This is a genomic window from Streptomyces microflavus (genome assembly GCF_014650075.1).
Classification (GTDB): Bacteria; Actinomycetota; Actinomycetes; order Streptomycetales; family Streptomycetaceae; genus Streptomyces; species Streptomyces microflavus.
Genome location: NZ_BMUG01000018.1, coordinates 1 through 14,339, shown reverse-complemented (window position 1 = coordinate 14,339; position 14,339 = coordinate 1). Strand labels below are relative to the sequence as shown.

13 protein-coding genes and 1 riboswitch are annotated in these 14,339 nt (G+C 69.6%); of the genes, 2 read left to right on the top strand and 11 right to left on the bottom strand.

Going from position 1 to position 14,339, the window contains the following annotated elements:
* The first annotated feature begins 232 nt into the window (after nucleotides 1-232).
* On the top strand, nucleotides 233-439 hold the full coding sequence (locus IE264_RS35440; protein WP_032758970.1) for a DUF5999 family protein: 207 nt from the start codon (nucleotides 233-235) through the stop codon (nucleotides 437-439).
* Nucleotides 440-533: 94 nt separating this feature from the next.
* Here IE264_RS35440 and gcvP read toward each other — a convergent pair whose 3' ends face one another.
* Nucleotides 534-3,419 carry an aminomethyl-transferring glycine dehydrogenase gene (gene gcvP, locus IE264_RS35435; protein WP_032758971.1) on the bottom strand — a complete coding sequence of 962 codons (2,886 nt, stop codon included), beginning with the start codon at nucleotides 3,417-3,419 and terminating at the stop codon, nucleotides 534-536.
* Nucleotides 3,420-3,613: 194 nt separating this feature from the next.
* Nucleotides 3,614-3,711, bottom strand: a riboswitch (glycine riboswitch).
* Between the two features lie 132 nt (nucleotides 3,712-3,843).
* Between gcvP and IE264_RS35430 the strand changes: the two genes are divergently transcribed.
* Entirely contained in the window at nucleotides 3,844-4,215 is a 372-nt protein-coding gene (locus tag IE264_RS35430) for a PRC-barrel domain-containing protein (RefSeq protein ID WP_032759006.1), read from the top strand.
* On the opposite strand, the gene IE264_RS35425 is transcribed toward IE264_RS35430, so the two are convergent.
* The 10 genes from IE264_RS35425 to clsA all read right to left on the bottom strand — a co-directional run bounded on the left by IE264_RS35425 (nucleotide 4,137) and on the right by clsA (nucleotide 14,175).
* Nucleotides 4,137-5,603, bottom strand: coding sequence for a DNA polymerase IV (locus tag IE264_RS35425; protein WP_032758972.1), 1,467 nt, complete (start codon nucleotides 5,601-5,603; stop codon nucleotides 4,137-4,139). The two genes, IE264_RS35430 and IE264_RS35425, sit on opposite strands and share 79 nt — an antisense overlap.
* Nucleotides 5,604-5,701: 98 nt before the next feature.
* Nucleotides 5,702-6,319, bottom strand: coding sequence for a MerR family transcriptional regulator (locus IE264_RS35420; protein ID WP_015607268.1), 618 nt, complete (start codon nucleotides 6,317-6,319; stop codon nucleotides 5,702-5,704).
* Nucleotides 6,320-6,487: 168 nt separating this feature from the next.
* Entirely contained in the window at nucleotides 6,488-6,961 is a 474-nt protein-coding gene (locus IE264_RS35415) for a bifunctional nuclease family protein (RefSeq protein ID WP_006123076.1), read from the bottom strand.
* A gap of 53 nt (nucleotides 6,962-7,014) precedes the next feature.
* The gene (gene ftsR, locus IE264_RS35410; RefSeq protein ID WP_015607269.1) at nucleotides 7,015-7,758 is read right to left on the bottom strand and encodes a transcriptional regulator FtsR; all 744 of its coding nucleotides are present in this window, start codon (nucleotides 7,756-7,758) and stop codon (nucleotides 7,015-7,017) included.
* A 42-nt stretch (nucleotides 7,759-7,800) separates the two neighbouring features.
* Entirely contained in the window at nucleotides 7,801-8,586 is a 786-nt protein-coding gene (locus IE264_RS35405) for an FHA domain-containing protein (protein WP_078618637.1), read from the bottom strand.
* Nucleotides 8,587-8,776: 190 nt separating this feature from the next.
* The gene (locus IE264_RS35400) at nucleotides 8,777-9,607 is read right to left on the bottom strand and encodes a DUF881 domain-containing protein (protein ID WP_032758973.1); all 831 of its coding nucleotides are present in this window, start codon (nucleotides 9,605-9,607) and stop codon (nucleotides 8,777-8,779) included.
* 5 nt (nucleotides 9,608-9,612) lie between these two features.
* Nucleotides 9,613-9,945 (bottom strand): small basic family protein, encoded by a 333-nt coding sequence (locus IE264_RS35395; protein ID WP_003970459.1) that lies wholly within the window; start codon nucleotides 9,943-9,945, stop codon nucleotides 9,613-9,615.
* On the bottom strand, nucleotides 9,942-10,856 hold the full coding sequence (locus IE264_RS35390; protein WP_078618638.1) for a DUF881 domain-containing protein: 915 nt from the start codon (nucleotides 10,854-10,856) through the stop codon (nucleotides 9,942-9,944). The genes IE264_RS35395 and IE264_RS35390 overlap by 4 nt, the downstream gene beginning before the upstream one ends.
* 101 nt (nucleotides 10,857-10,957) lie before the next feature.
* Nucleotides 10,958-13,453: a mannose-1-phosphate guanyltransferase gene (locus IE264_RS35385; RefSeq protein WP_015607273.1), complete on the bottom strand. Its 2,496-nt coding sequence runs from the start codon at nucleotides 13,451-13,453 to the stop codon at nucleotides 10,958-10,960.
* 113 nt (nucleotides 13,454-13,566) lie between these two features.
* Entirely contained in the window at nucleotides 13,567-14,175 is a 609-nt protein-coding gene (gene clsA / locus IE264_RS35380; RefSeq protein WP_032758974.1) for a cardiolipin synthase ClsA, read from the bottom strand.
* Nucleotides 14,176-14,339: the final 164 nt, after the last annotated feature.

Here is a 14,339-nt window from a genome sequence, read left to right as displayed (position 1 = left end):
ACTCGGACTAGCCCGGTCCGGCCACCCCGAACCACCCGAAGTGACAGTGCAGTTGCGGTGAACCGTCCGCGCGGGTGATGCGTCATGAGAGGAGTACGGGAGCTGCAGCGAAATCCCTGCGGAATCAACCCCGTAGGGCAACACTGGGACCGGACCGACTGATACGGGGGCGGCCATGAACCTCTCATCCAGCCGCAGGACACTCGACTCGACGCAGCGAAAGAACGCATCCATGTGCCAGCACCAGCCACCCTGCCCCACCGCCGACTCCCCCGACAGGGAGGCGGCCCGCCTGACGGCACACCACCCGGAACAGGGCTGGAGCCTTCTGTGCAACGGTGTCCTGCTCTTCGAGGACACCGGCGAGCTGCTGCCGGACGGTCAGATCATCGCACCGCACCGGCCGCTGGTGGCAGGCCGCGTGGTGAAGGCCGCCTGAGGCACACCTACGGACAAGGCTGTACGGAGAAGGGGCCGGCCCGGGGAGATCCCCGCACCGGCCCCGACGCATGTCAGGCGTTTCCCCCCGAGCGTCAGTTGTCGTACTCCTCCAGCGGCGGGCAGGAGCAGACCAGGTTGCGGTCGCCGAAGGCGCCGTCGATACGGCGGACCGGCGGCCAGTACTTGTCCGCGGCGGAGACACCGGCAGGGAAGACGGCCTCCTCGCGGCTGTAGCCGTGGTTCCACTCACCGCCGAGCGCGGCCGCGGTGTGCGGGGCGTTGGCCAGCGGGTTGTCGTCCGCGCTCCACTCGCCGGAGGCGACCTTCTCGATCTCGGCGCGGATCGCGATCATGGTGTCGCAGAACCGGTCGAGCTCGGCGAGGTCCTCGCTCTCCGTCGGCTCGATCATCAGCGTGCCGGCCACCGGGAACGACATGGTCGGCGAGTGGAAGCCGTAGTCGATCAGGCGCTTGGCCACGTCGTCGATGGAGACGCCGGTCGCCTTGGAGATCGGCCGCAGGTCGACGATGCACTCGTGCGCGACCAGTCCGGCCGGGCCGTTGTACAGGATCGGGAAGTGCGGCTCCAGGCGCTTGGCGATGTAGTTGGCGGCCAGCACGGCGACCTGCGTGGCGCGCTTGAGCCCTTCGCCGCCCATCAGGCGGACGTACGCCCACGAGATCGGCAGGATGCCGGCCGAGCCCCACGGGGCGGCCGAGATCGGGCCCACACCGGTCTCCGGGCCCGCGGCGGGCTGGAGCGGGTGGTTGGGGAGGTACGGGGCGAGGTGCGCGCGGACGCCGACCGGGCCGACGCCGGGGCCGCCGCCGCCGTGCGGGATGCAGAAGGTCTTGTGCAGGTTCAGGTGCGAGACGTCGCCGCCGAACTTGCCGGGCTTGGCGAGCCCGACCAGCGCGTTGAGGTTGGCGCCGTCGACGTAGACCTGGCCGCCCGCGTCGTGCACCTCGCCGCAGATGTCGGCGACGTGCTCCTCGAAGACGCCGTGCGTGGAGGGGTAGGTGATCATGAGCACGGCCAGCTCGTCGCGGTGCTGCTCGATCTTGGCGCGCAGGTCCGCGATGTCGACCTCGCCGTCGTCGGCGGTCTTCACCACGACGACCTTCATCCCCGCCATGACCGCACTCGCGGCGTTGGTGCCGTGCGCGGAGGAAGGGATCAGGCAGACGGTGCGCTGGTCGTCGCCGTTGGCCCGGTGGTACGCGCGCACCGCGAGCAGGCCCGCGAACTCGCCCTGGGAGCCGGCGTTGGGCTGGATGGATACGGCGTCGTAACCGGTGACCTCGGCCAGGCGCTCCTCCAGCTCACGGATGAGCGTGAGGAAGCCCTGCGCCTGGTCGGCCGGGGCGAAGGGGTGCAGCGCGCCGAACTCGGGCCAGGTGATGGACTCCATCTCGGCGGTCGCGTTCAGCTTCATGGTGCAGGAGCCGAGCGGGATCATGCCGCGGTCCAGCGCGTAGTCGCGGTCGGCGAGCTTGCGCAGGTAGCGCAGCATCGCGGTCTCGGAGCGGTGCTGGTGGAAGACCGGGTGGGTCAGGATGTCGTCGGAGCGCAGCAGCGCCTCGGGCAGCGCGTCGGCGGCCGAACCGTCCAGCGCCTCGATGTCGGCGTCGGCGCCGAAGGCGGCCCAGACGGCGGAGAGCTGCGCGCGGGTGGTGGTCTCGTCGCAGGCGATGGAGACATGGTCGGCGTCGACGCGGCGGAGGTTGACCCCGCGCTCGCGGGCGTCGGCGACGATGTCCGCGGCCTTGCCGGGCGCCTTGACGGTCAGGGTGTCGAAGAAGGTGCCGTGCACGACCTCCACGCCGGCGGCGCGCAGGCCCTCGGCGAGGATCGTGGCGAAGCGGTGGGTGCGGCGGGCGATCGTGCGCAGTCCGTCGGGGCCGTGGTAGACGGCGTACATCCCGGCCATGACGGCGAGCAGGACCTGCGCCGTACAGATGTTGCTGGTGGCCTTCTCGCGGCGGATGTGCTGCTCGCGGGTCTGCAGGGCCAGGCGGTAGGCCTTGTTGCCGTCGGCGTCGACGGAGACGCCGACGAGGCGGCCGGGCAGGGAGCGGGCGAACTTCTCGCGGACCGCCATGAAGCCGGCGTGCGGACCGCCGAAGCCCATCGGGACGCCGAAGCGCTGGGTGGTGCCGACCGCGATGTCCGCGCCGAGCGCACCGGGCGAGGTGAGCAGCGTGAGGGCCAGCAGGTCGGCGGCGACGGTGACGATCGCGCCGAGCTCGTGGGCCTGCTCGATGACGGGCTCGATGGCGCGCACGGCACCCGAGGCGCCCGGGTACTGGAGCAGGACGCCGAAGACGCCGCGCTCGGCGATCTCGGCGGGGATGCCGTCGCTCAGGTCGGCGACGACGACCTCGACGCCGGTCGGCTCGGCGCGGGTCTGGATCACGGCAATGGTCTGGGGCAGGGTGTCGGCGTCGATCAGGAAGACGCCGTTCTTGACCTTGCCGACGCGCCGGGCGAGCGCCATGGCCTCGGCGGCCGCGGTGCCCTCGTCGAGCAGGGAGGCGCCGGAGGTGGGCAGCCCGGTCAGCTCGGCGACCATCGTCTGGAAGTTCAGGAGGGCTTCGAGGCGGCCCTGGGAGATTTCCGGCTGGTACGGCGTGTAGGCCGTGTACCACGCGGGGTTCTCCATGACGTTGCGCAGGATGACGGGCGGCGTGAAGGTGCCGTAGTAGCCGAGGCCGATCATCGGGGCGAGCACCTTGTTGCGGTCGGCCAGCGACCGCAGCTCGGCCAGTACCTCTGCCTCGGTGCGGGCCGAGGGAAGGTTCAGGGCCTCCGCACTCTTGATCACGTCGGGCACCGCGGCGGCGGTCAGCTCGTCGAGGGAGCCGTAGCCGACCTGGGCGAGCATCTTCGCCTGGGCTCCGGCGTCGGGCCCTATGTGGCGCTGCTCGAACGGAATGCCCTGCTCCAGCTGGGAGAGCGGAGTGCGACGGGGGGTCATGGTGGAGGCCTCCTGGTCTGTCACGACCTGCGAGGGGCACCACGGCGCGGGTGCCCGAACGGCCTCCCCCTCTGTCATCTCAACCTGAGAGCTTCACCGGCGCGCCCGGGGGCGTGCCGACTTTCACCGTCGGTGAGGGTCGGGTCCGTCCCGGCATGTGCCCGCACGAAACCCGCCCTGCTTTCCAGAGTGACCTCGTCCGTGCGGTACGGGGGCCTGAGAGATTCCGGGGAGGATTTGCTCCTTCGGCGCCTCCGGATTCTGCACCGGAGGACTCTCCCGCACGGGGTCAGCAGCCACTGCCAGCCTACCAGCGGCCATCGCGCCGGAGCTCTCGAGTGGCCGACACCACGGATCTGCACTTGTGTGGTGCTGGTGGAGCGACAGGGTCCACCCTGAGCAGTTGCGACCAGTGGGAGGCACCGTGCAGACCGATATCGATCCGCGCCGCCTGATCGGCCGCAAGGCATTCGATCGCAAGGGCACCAAGATCGGAACGGTGGATGAGGTCTATCTCGACGACGCGACGGGGGTGCCCGAGTGGGCAGCCGTCCGCACCGGCCTGTTCAGCAGGGACGCCTTCGTCCCGCTGGAACCCAGCGAATTCGTCGAGGACACGCTGCGGGTCCCCTTCGACCGCGCGTTGATCAAGGGCGCGCCGGACTTCGGCGTCGGCCGGCACCTCTCCCCGGAGCAGGAGCTGCAGCTCTACCGTCATTACGGTCTGGACTCCCCTCCGGCGGCGGAGAGCGGCCCCGACCGTGACTTCGGCAGGCTGGCCGGCCAGGAGGAGTAGTCGACCGGGTCGCGGACCAGCGGCAGCGGATCGGCGGGGCTCAGCTCCGGGTCGTCGATGCGGAACGTGACGACCCGGCCGACGGGCCCACCGGGCTCCTCGAACCGGACGGTCACCCGGCCCACCCCGCTCCCCTGCACCCAGCCGTGTCCGTGCTCCGCGTGGCGTACGTCGTGTCCGGCGGGCCAGCGACGCGCGGCGAGCTGCTCGGCGCTCTCCCTTGCGGGTTCCTTGTCCGCCGGCCCCCCGCCCCGCTCACCGTCGTCCGCGGCGGGCTTCTCGGGCGCCTCCGACCGCGCCGCCAGCTCCCGGGCGTCGGCGGCCTGCGCGAACAGATCCTCCTGGGTGAAGTCCGCGAGCCCCGTGACGCCCACGCCCAGAAGCCGTACGCCCCCGGTGGTGTCCACGGCCTCCAGGAGCCTGGCGGCCGCCTCACGGACCACCGTGGGGTCGTCCGTGGGGCCTCTGAGGGTCTCGGAGCGGGTCAGGGTGGAGAAGTCGTAGCGGCGCACCTTCAGCACCACCGTACGCCCCGACCGGTCGGCGGACCGCAGCCGCTCCACGCACCGCACCGCCAGCCGCTCCACCTCCCCCCGCACCCGCACCCGGTCGTGCAGGTCCACATCGAAGGTGTCCTCCACCGATACGGACTTGGCGTCCCGCTCGGCGACCACCGGCCGGTCGTCGAGCCCCAGCGCCATCCGGTAGAGACCGTGGCCGTGGGCCTTGCCGACCAGCCGTACGAGCTCGGCCTCACCGGCCTCCGCCAGGTCGTGGACGGTGGTCATGCCGGCCCGCCGGAGGTGGTCCCCTGTGGCGGGTCCGACGCCCGGCAGGGTCCGTACGGACATCGGGGCCAGCAGCTCGCGCTCGGTGCCCGGCTCTATGAGCACCAGGCCGTCCGGCTTGGCCTGCTCGGAGGCGATCTTGGCGAGCATCTTCGATCCGGCGAGCCCGACCGATCCGCTGAGCCCGGTCACCTCCCGGATGGCCGTACGCAGCCGCTCCCCCATCGCCCGGGCCGACACCGAATCGTCCGCCACCCCGCCCGCCTCCAGGTCGACGAAGGCCTCGTCCAGGCTCAGCGGCTCCACCAGCGGCGAGAGCCGCCCCAGGAGCTCCATCACCTGCTCGCTCACGGTGCGGTACAGCGAGAACCGGGGCACCAGGTAGGCCGCGTTCGGCGCGAGCCGTCTGGCCTGGGCCGTCGGCATCGCGGAGTGGACGCCCAGGACCCGTGCCTCGTACGAGGCGGTGGCGACGACTCCCCGGGGGCCGAGGCCGCCCACGACGACCGCCTTTCCGCGCAGGCTGGGCTTGGCCGCCTGCTCCGCCGAGGCGTAGAAGGCATCCATGTCCAGGTGGAGGATGGTCGGCGCGGGTCTCACACCTCCGATGCTGCCCTACGCCACTGACAACGGGACGGCCCGGCACTCCGTGGAGTGCCGGGCCGTCCCGTTCTGTCCTGCGCTGTGCGCTCAGCCGCTCATCCGGCGCGGTTGCGGCGCCGGGCGAGCTCGTCGGCCGGGTTGTTGCCGATGAGGGTCTCACCGGTGTCGACCCGCTCCCCGTGGAGCTGGGAGAGCGCCACGTCCACGTCCCGCCAGACGACCCCCACGGCGATCCCGAAGACGCCCTGACCGCCCTGGAGGAGGCTGACGACCTCGTCGGGCGAGGAGCACTCGTAGACCGTCGCCCCGTCGCTCATCAGCGTCATGCGCTCAAGGTCCTGGAAACCCCGGGCCCGCAGGTGCTGGACCGTGGTGCGGATGTTCTGCAGAGCGACCCCGGTGTCCAGGAACCGCTTGACGATCTTGAGGAGCACCACGTCCCGGAAACTGTAGAGACGCTGGGTCCCCGACCCGTAGGCCGGTCGCACGCTGGGCTCGACGAGCCCCGTGCGGGCCCAGTAGTCCAGCTGGCGGTAGGTGATCCCCGCCGCCGCGCACGCCGTCGGTCCGCGATAGCCGATATCGCTCGCCGCTGCCACGCCGTCCGCTGCCACCGCGGCCGGCTGAACCGGCTGCCTGATGGCGTGGTCGGCTCCACTGCCGTGCTGCGGATACGGCCCACCCGCCGCCGTACCGTCGCCGCTGCTTCTCACGCCGACCTCCGTCCTTGACCTGCCCACTCGAAGGTAGGCAGTCACTGGGGGTGCGTCAACGATCGCCACACTCGGCACGCCGAGTGATAATCACCCTGAGGGTGGTTTCCCGTGTCTCGCTTCCGGGAAAGGCTTGTCGGATGCGCTGACGACACCCTTGCGGGACGGTCACTGACTGTTGGTACCGAAGTCCTCCGGTGAGATCTGGTCGAGGAATTCGCGGAACTTCTCCACCTCGTCCTCCTGCTCGTCGGGGATCGCGATGCCCGCATCGTCCAGCACGCCGTCACTGCCGTAGATCGGCGTGCCGGTCCGCAGGGCGAGCGCTATGGCGTCGGAGGGCCGGGCGCTAACCTCGACCCCGCTGGCGAAGACGAGCTCCGCGTAGAAGACCCCTTCGCGAAGGTCCGTGATGCGGACCTCGGTGAGCTCCTGGCCCACGGCCTCGAGCACATCCTTGAACAGGTCATGGGTCAGCGGCCTGGCCGGAGCCATGCCCTGCTGGGCGAAGGCAATGGCGGTCGCCTCCCCAGGACCGATCCAAATGGGGAGGTACCGGTCGCCTCCCACTTCACGCAGGAGAACGATCGGTTGGTTGGAGGGCATTTCCACCCGGACACCGACAACGTCGAGCTCGTTCACACAGCAACCCTAGGACGTGCTCGCCATGTTTGGGTAGTCGGGCTCCCCCGAGCTCAGTGCAGACGGCTGCGCAGAGCCGTCTGGACGAGCGCCGCGTGCAGCCTTACGGAGAGCTCGGCCAGCTCGTTCGCAGTGGCCTCGGCATGGGCCCTGGTCTGCGGATTGCGGTGCAGGCGCAGCGGGGCGACCAGCTGCTCGACCAACCCCGCCTCACGGTCCGCGGAGGCACGCATGGCGCGCAGATGGCGCGGTTCCAGGCCGAATCGCCCCAGATCCGCCACAAGCTTGGCCACGGTCACCATCTCGGCGTCGTAGCCGCCCTCGGGAGCCACGACGATGAGTCCGTAGGACTCCCACTCCTCCAGCTGCTCCTCGTCGACCTGGGCGGCCGCCAGGAGCTCGGCCCGCCCGATCCGTGCGGCGGTCGCCGCACCGGGGCCGGAGTCCCACACCCCGTCGCCGAGGTCCCGCTGACCGCCCGGCGAGGGCAGCACGGGCTGCTCGCCCCGGGCCAGGGCGTCCAGATGCTCCCGGATGACCTTCAGCGGCAGATAGTGGTCCCGCTGCATGCGGAGCACCTGCGCGAGGCGCTCCACATCGCCGGGAGCGAACTTCCGGTACCCGGACGGAGTCCGCTGCGGCTCGATGAGCCCCTCGGCCTCAAGAAAGCGGATCTTGGAGATCGTGACTTCCGGAAACTCGTCGCGCAGCCGGGTGAGCACCGTTCCGATGCTCACCCAGCGCGCGTCCGCGGTGGCGGTACCGTCACCGGCACCGCCTGTCGGTGTTCGCAGCATGGGCCTTCCTGGGGGTCCCCCCGGACGGAGTCCGGGGGCTGGTCACACGCCCCGCGGGCTCGCATAGAAGACCAGGCGGTACTTTCCGATCTGGACTTCGTCGCCGTTGGACAGCAGGACCGAATCGATGCGCTCACGGTTGACATAGGTGCCGTTGAGGCTGCCCACGTCACCCACGGTGAAGCTACCGTCCGGACCCCTGCGGAACTCCACATGACGCCGCGACACGGTCACGTCGTCGAGAAAGATGTCGCTCTGCGGGTGACGGCCGGCGGTCGTCAGGTCACTGTCCAGCAGGAAACGGCTCCCGGAATTGGGACCGCGGCGCACGACGAGCAGCGCCGAGCCTCCGGGCAGCGCGTCGACGGCCGCCTGGGCCTCGGGCGAGAGCGAGGGCAGAGCCGTCTGGCCCGTCGCCTCGGCCTCGTACGCCTCAAGACCGGAGATGGAGATCGTGGACGTCGTCTCCGAGGCGCGCTCGGGGACACCGCCCCGCAACGGTGCTCCGCAGTTGGAGCAGAAACGGCTGGCCTCCGCATTGCGGTGACCGCACCTCGTACAGACCGGCATCGACGAGCCCTCCGGGGTGAACCCTCCACCCGTACGTGAGGTTGATGGTTCGCCGAAACCTATGCGGCCGGCACCGGCAGGGTCAACGGACGACACGCTGAGCCCAGCCTGAGTGGCGTCACCGGACACCTCATCGCGGAAGAGCGGACGCTCCGCCTCCTGCTCCTCGCCCTGGCCGTGGCGCGGAGCGCGGTGGCGGGCAGCACTGTTGCTGTCCTCGCGTGCACTCTTCCCGAACAACTTCGCAAACAACTTCACGGGCGATTCCCCTTGACCGACATAGACCCGCCCGTGGGGCAGGACGAACCCTGAATGAACACACCTGCCGACCCGGACATCTTCACAACGTCCGTATCCACCCGACAGTTTCCACCACGCGCCACCAATCCGGTGCGCCGACCCCCCGCAACCTCGCGCCCTCGTCCACCGGCCCCCGGGCCCGGCGCACTCATGAGGACGACGACCGAGCGTAGTCAGGCCGCTTCGCCGGTCGCAAGGCGTCGACGACGATGTCGTCGGACCGCTCCACGACCGCCGTGGCCTGTTCCTTCTCCAGCGTCTGCACCACACCGCCGGGGATGTTGAGGGCGGGCTCCAGGTCCTGCGGCTTGCCGATCACCTTGAACTCGTACGGTGCGTCGATCTTCTTGCCGTCCACCTGGATGTCCCCGCCGTCCCCGGCGAAGTACGTATTGGCCACCACTCGGACGCCGTTGACCTCGATGGCCTCGGCCCCGGCCGCGCGCAGCTCCTGGACGGTGTCGAGGAGCTTGTCGGCCGCGACCGCGCCCGACGGGTCACTGATCGTCAGCGTGATGCCGGGCCCCTGGGCGGCCACCGTACCCGCGAGGATCCCCAGCTGCCGTTCCTTTTCCAGCGTCTGCTTCCGGGCCTCCTCGGCCTGGTCCGAGCTGTTCTCCAGCTCGGTGCGCTGGTCGTCCAGGCGCTGCTTCTCGTCGGCGAGGCGCTGGGTCCGGTCGTCGACCTCGTCGAGGATCCGGACCAGGTCCTCCTGCCGCGCCCCGCGCAGCGTGCTGTCGTCGCTGGTGGACCGCACCTGGATGGCCAGCCCCAGGCCGAGTCCGAACAGCAGCACGGCGACGATGAGTTGAGCCCGGCTCAGCCGGGGCGGCCACAGGCCCGCCAGCAGCCTCTGGCGTCCGGAGACCTCCTCGGCGGCGGGCGGCTGCCCCGGCTCGTCCGGGGCGCCGGACACACCGGCGTCCGGCTGTGCCGGCTGTCCGGGCTGCTGGCTGTGCGCGTTCTCGTCGTTGTTCATCGGCCTCAAGCCCGGAAGACGTGCCGACGGATCGCGGCGGCGTTGGAGAAGATCCGGATACCGAGCACGACCACCACACCGGTGGAGAGCTGCGCCCCGACACCCAGTTTGTCGCCGAGGAACACGATCAGCGCGGCGACGACGACGTTGGAGAGGAACGACACCACGAAGACCTTGTCGACGAAGATGCCGTCGAGCATGGCCCGCAGGCCGCCGAAGACCGCGTCGAGCGCGGCGACCACGGCGATCGGGAGATAGGGCTCGACCACCGCCGGTACCTCGGGCCGGACCAACAGTCCGACCACGACTCCCACGACGAGGCCCAGTACGGCGATCACGATGTGCCCTTCCCTGATTCTGCCGCATCACTGCCGGCGGCCTTCGGCTCTGCTGTACGGACGATCAGGCTCGGCGCGGCGGGGAGCCGCACCTTCGCCTGCTCGGACAAGCTGGTGCGGATGTCGAAGCTCTCCTTGAGCGCGTTGAGGTACTGGCCGTCGGCGCTGTCCTGGAACGCGGCGGCGAGATTCTTCCCGTCCCCCACCGCGAGCACCGTGTACGGCGGTACGAGCGGCCGGTTGTCGACCAGTATGGCGTCGCCCGCGGCGCGGATCGCCGACAGTGCCGTCAGTCTTTGCCCGTTGATGGCGATGGCCTCGGCGCCGGACTCCCACAGGCCGTTGACGACCCGCTGCATGTCCCGGTCCCGTACCCGGCCCGTGTCCGCGAAGCTCGACGACTCACGGGGTCCGCCGCCGCCCTGATCGGTGTTCTTGGCGTCGTCCACGACGAGCTTCACCCCGGGGCCCTCGACCGGGGTCGCCCCGGACAGCAGGGCCACCAGTTCCCCCTGGTCCCCGCCATGACGTTCCAGGGCCTTGCGCTGCCGCTCGCTCACGTCGGTGCGGAGCTTGTCGACATCCGACTCCAGAGTGTCGGCCGCCCGCGTCTCCGCGTTGATGCGGTCGATCAGCTCTTCCCGTTCCTTCGCCACGACCGGCGCCGACACCCGCGCCTCGGCGGCACCGAGGGTGACCACCAGGGCGGCCACCACCAGACCGGCGGCGAGGCCGAGCTTCGACTTGAGCGTACGGGGCAGCCCCGCGCTCCCGTCGGCCCTGCGGCGGGCCGAGGCCTCCGCGTAACCGTCGTCGAGGCTGTGGTCCATCACGTTGTTCAGCAGCGACATGGAGGCGTCGGGACGTGCGGGCGGCGAGGGTGTGCTCCGATCGGGGGGCTGCTGCGACATGCCGCACATCGTCGCACGTCACCACGGCTGCCGCCGAATGGCCCCACCGGTGCACCGGAACGCCCTGGACAGGGAGTTCCGGTGCACCCGGCGTCACGAGGTCACTCGCCCGCGCTCTCCACCACGGCGGACCACTCGTCGAGCAGCGCCTGCGCCGAGGCGTCGTCCGGCCCTTCCGCCCACAGATGGGTGACGGCCTCCGCCCGGTCGGGCAGCACCATGATCCACCGGCCGTCCGCCTCGACCACCCGGACGCCGTCCGTGGTGTCCACGCTGCGGTCCCCGGCCGCCTCCACGACGCTGCGCATGACGAGACCCTTGACCGCCCAGGGCGTCGCGAGGTCGCGGCGCAGGACGTGGGCACGGGGAATGCGGGCATCGATCTGGCTCAGGGTGAGCTGGGTCCGTGCGACGAGTCCGATGAGCCGGACGAAAGCGGCCGTCCCGTCGAAGACGCTGCTGAATTCGGGAACGATGAACCCGCCGCGCCCGTCTCCTCCGAAGATGGTGGTCTCTTCGCGTCCCACCCGGGTCAGGTCGTCGGGCGAGGTGGTCGTCCATTCCACCTGTGTGCCGTGGTAGGCCGCCACCTGCTCGGCCACGCGCGTGGTCGTCACCGGCAGGGCGACGCGTCCGCTGCGCCGCTCGGCGGCGACGAGGTCCAGCATGACCAGCAGGGCCCGGTCGTCCTCGATGATCCGGCCCAGCTCGTCCACCAGGGAGAGCCGCTCACCGACCGGGTCGAACCGGACACCGAAGGCCGCCCGGGCCGAGGAGACGATCTCGCCGAGCCGTACGAGGCCGGCGCGGCGGGTCTCGGCGGACTCGGTGGGCCGCGATTCGTCGAGTCCCGGGTTGATCGTCAGGGCGTCCACCCCGAGCCGCCCGAGCAGGCTCGGCAGGACGAGCCCGGCGGAACCGTTGGAGGCGTCCACGACGACCTTGAGCCCGGAGTCGGCGATGCCCGCGATGTCGACGTTGCGGAGCAGGGAGCCGGTGTACGAGTCGAAGACGCTGGACGGGAAGTGCAGGTCCCCGATCTCGCCGGGGAAGGCCCTGCGGTACTCCTGGCGTGCGTAGACCCGGTCAAGCTTGCGCTGCTGCGCCTGCGAGAGGTCGGCGCCCCGCTCGTCGATGAACATGATGTCCACCGAGTCGGGCACTCCGGGCGATGTACGGATCATGATGCCGCCCGCACTGCCCCGAGCCGTCTGCTGCCGGGCCACGGGCAGCGGTACGTTCTCCAGGTCCCGTACGTCGATGGCGCTGGCCTGGAGGGCCGAGATGACGGCCCGCTTGAGGGCGCGGGCGCCTCGGGAGTGGTCACGGGCGGTCGTTACCGTCGACCCCTTCTTCAGGGTCGTGGCATAGGCGCCGGCCAGCCGGACCGCCAGTTCGGGGGTGATCTCGACGTTCAGGATTCCGGAGACACCGCGCGCCCCGAAGAGATGCGCCTGCCCACGGGATTCCCAGATCACCGAGGTGTTGACGAACGCACCGGCCTCGATGGTCTTGAACGGGTACACCCGCACATTGCCCTGGATGATCGACTCCTCGCCGACCAGGCATTCGTCACCGATGACAGCGCCGTCCTCGATCCGGGCCGCCCGCATGATGTCGGTGTTCTTGCCGACCACGCAGCCCCGGAGGTTGCTGTGCTGTCCGATGTAGACGTTGTCGTGGACCACGGCCTTATGAAGAAAGGCACCGGTCTTGACGACCACGTTGGACCCGACGACCGTGTGCTCGCGGATTTCGACATCCGCCTCGACCTTGGCGTAGTCACCGATGTACAGCGGCCCGCGGAGCACGGCGTCCGGATGGACCTCCGCGCCTTCTGCCACCCATACACCGGGCGAGATCTCGAAGCCGTCCAGCTCCACGTCGACCTTGCGCTCCAGGACGTCGGCCTGAGCCTTCACATAGCTCTCGTGCGTGCCGACGTCTTCCCAGTAGCCCTCGGCGATATAGCCGTAGATCGGCTTGCCTTCCTTCATCAGCTGCGGGAAGACATCACCCGACCAGTCGACGGAGGTATCGGCCTGGACGTAGTCGAAGACCTCGGGCTCCATGACATAGATGCCCGTGTTCACGGTGTCGGAGAAGACCTGGCCCCAGGTCGGCTTCTCCAGGAAGCGTTCGACCTGCCCGTTCTCGTCGACGATGGTGATGCCGAATTCCAGCGGATTGGGGACCCGGGTCAGACAGACCGTGACGAGGCCGCCCTTCTCCTTGTGGAAGGCGATGAGGTCGGTGAGGTCGAAGTCGGTGAGCGCGTCACCGGAAATGACGAGGAAGGTGTCGTCCTTCAACGCCTCTTCGGCGTTCTTCACGCTCCCCGCGGTGCCGAGTGGCTTCTCCTCGTTGGCATAGGTGAGCTCCATCCCGAGCTCTTCGCCGTCCCCGAAATAGTTCTTGACGAGGGAGGCGAGGAACTGGACGGTCACTACTGTCTCATTGAGCCCATGCCTCTTGAGCAGCCGCAGTACATGCTCCATGATCGGCCGGTTGGCCACGGGCAGGAGCGGCTTGGGCATGCTCGAGGTCATGGGGCGAAGGCGTGTGCCTTCGCCACCAGCCATCACGACGGCCTTCATGTCGGAAACGTCCTCCTATAAGAGACGACGGTCAGCCGAGTTCGCCCGTCGGGGCATCATTCAAGTCATCACACCGCGGGCCGGCCACACTGCACGGCACCGCATCAACGAGCTCAATCGGCTACTTCATCCGCCTTGACGAGCCGGCGGACCTGGACCACGTAAAGGATCCCTGCCCACCAATACAGCGTTGTACCCCATCCTGCGAACGCCCATCCGAAAATGGCGGCCACAGTAGCCAGCCAACCACTCCCGTCGCTGAGCAGCAACAAGGGGAACGCGTACATCAGGTTGAACGTTGCAGCTTTCCCCAGGAAGTTGACCTGCGGTGGCGGATAGCCGTGGCGCCGCAGGATTGCCACCATCACCAGCAGCATGAGCTCACGGGCCAGGAGGGCCGCGGTGAGCCAGAGTGGCAGGATCTCGCGCCAGGTGAGGCCGAGAAGGGTCGAGAGGATGTAGAGGCGGTCGGCAGCCGGGTCCAGGAGCCGGCCGAGACTGCTGATCTGGTTCCACCGCCGGGCGAGCTTGCCGTCCAGGTAGTCGCTGATGCCGCTGAGCATCAGCACCAGCAGCGCCCAGCCATCGCTGTTGGGCCCGCCGAACACGGGGCGGAGAATCAGCCACAGGAAGAGCGGGACCCCGACAAGGCGAGCCATGCTGAGGATGTTGGGGATGGTGAGGACCCGGTCCGTCTGGACCCGAGTCTCCTGGACCTCCACCCGGGAGCCTCCTGTGAAGAACGTGCGAATGATGCTCCCCGACCTTACCCTCAGCTTCCGCCGGCCCATGCACGGGGGTGGGCGGAGCGACGCTGCTGCAGCGCCTGAACGCAGAAAAGCCCCGCACCATAGGTGCGGGGCTTTCCCGGAAAAATTGTTCGGCG

Bases quoted from the DNA above. Each gene is read 5' to 3' on its own strand.
- IE264_RS35390 (WP_078618638.1), bottom strand. From the start codon at position 10,856: ATGTCGCAGCAGCCCCCCGATCGGAGCACACCCTCGCCGCCCGCACGT.
- gcvP (WP_032758971.1), bottom strand. From the start codon at position 3,419: ATGACCCCCCGTCGCACTCCGCTCTCCCAGCTGGAGCAGGGCATTCCG.
- IE264_RS35400 (WP_032758973.1), bottom strand. From the start codon at position 9,607: ATGAACAACGACGAGAACGCGCACAGCCAGCAGCCCGGACAGCCGGCA.
- IE264_RS35440 (WP_032758970.1), top strand. From the start codon at position 233: ATGTGCCAGCACCAGCCACCCTGCCCCACCGCCGACTCCCCCGACAGG.
- IE264_RS35385 (WP_015607273.1), bottom strand. From the start codon at position 13,453: ATGAAGGCCGTCGTGATGGCTGGTGGCGAAGGCACACGCCTTCGCCCC.
- ftsR (WP_015607269.1), bottom strand. From the start codon at position 7,758: ATGCTGCGAACACCGACAGGCGGTGCCGGTGACGGTACCGCCACCGCG.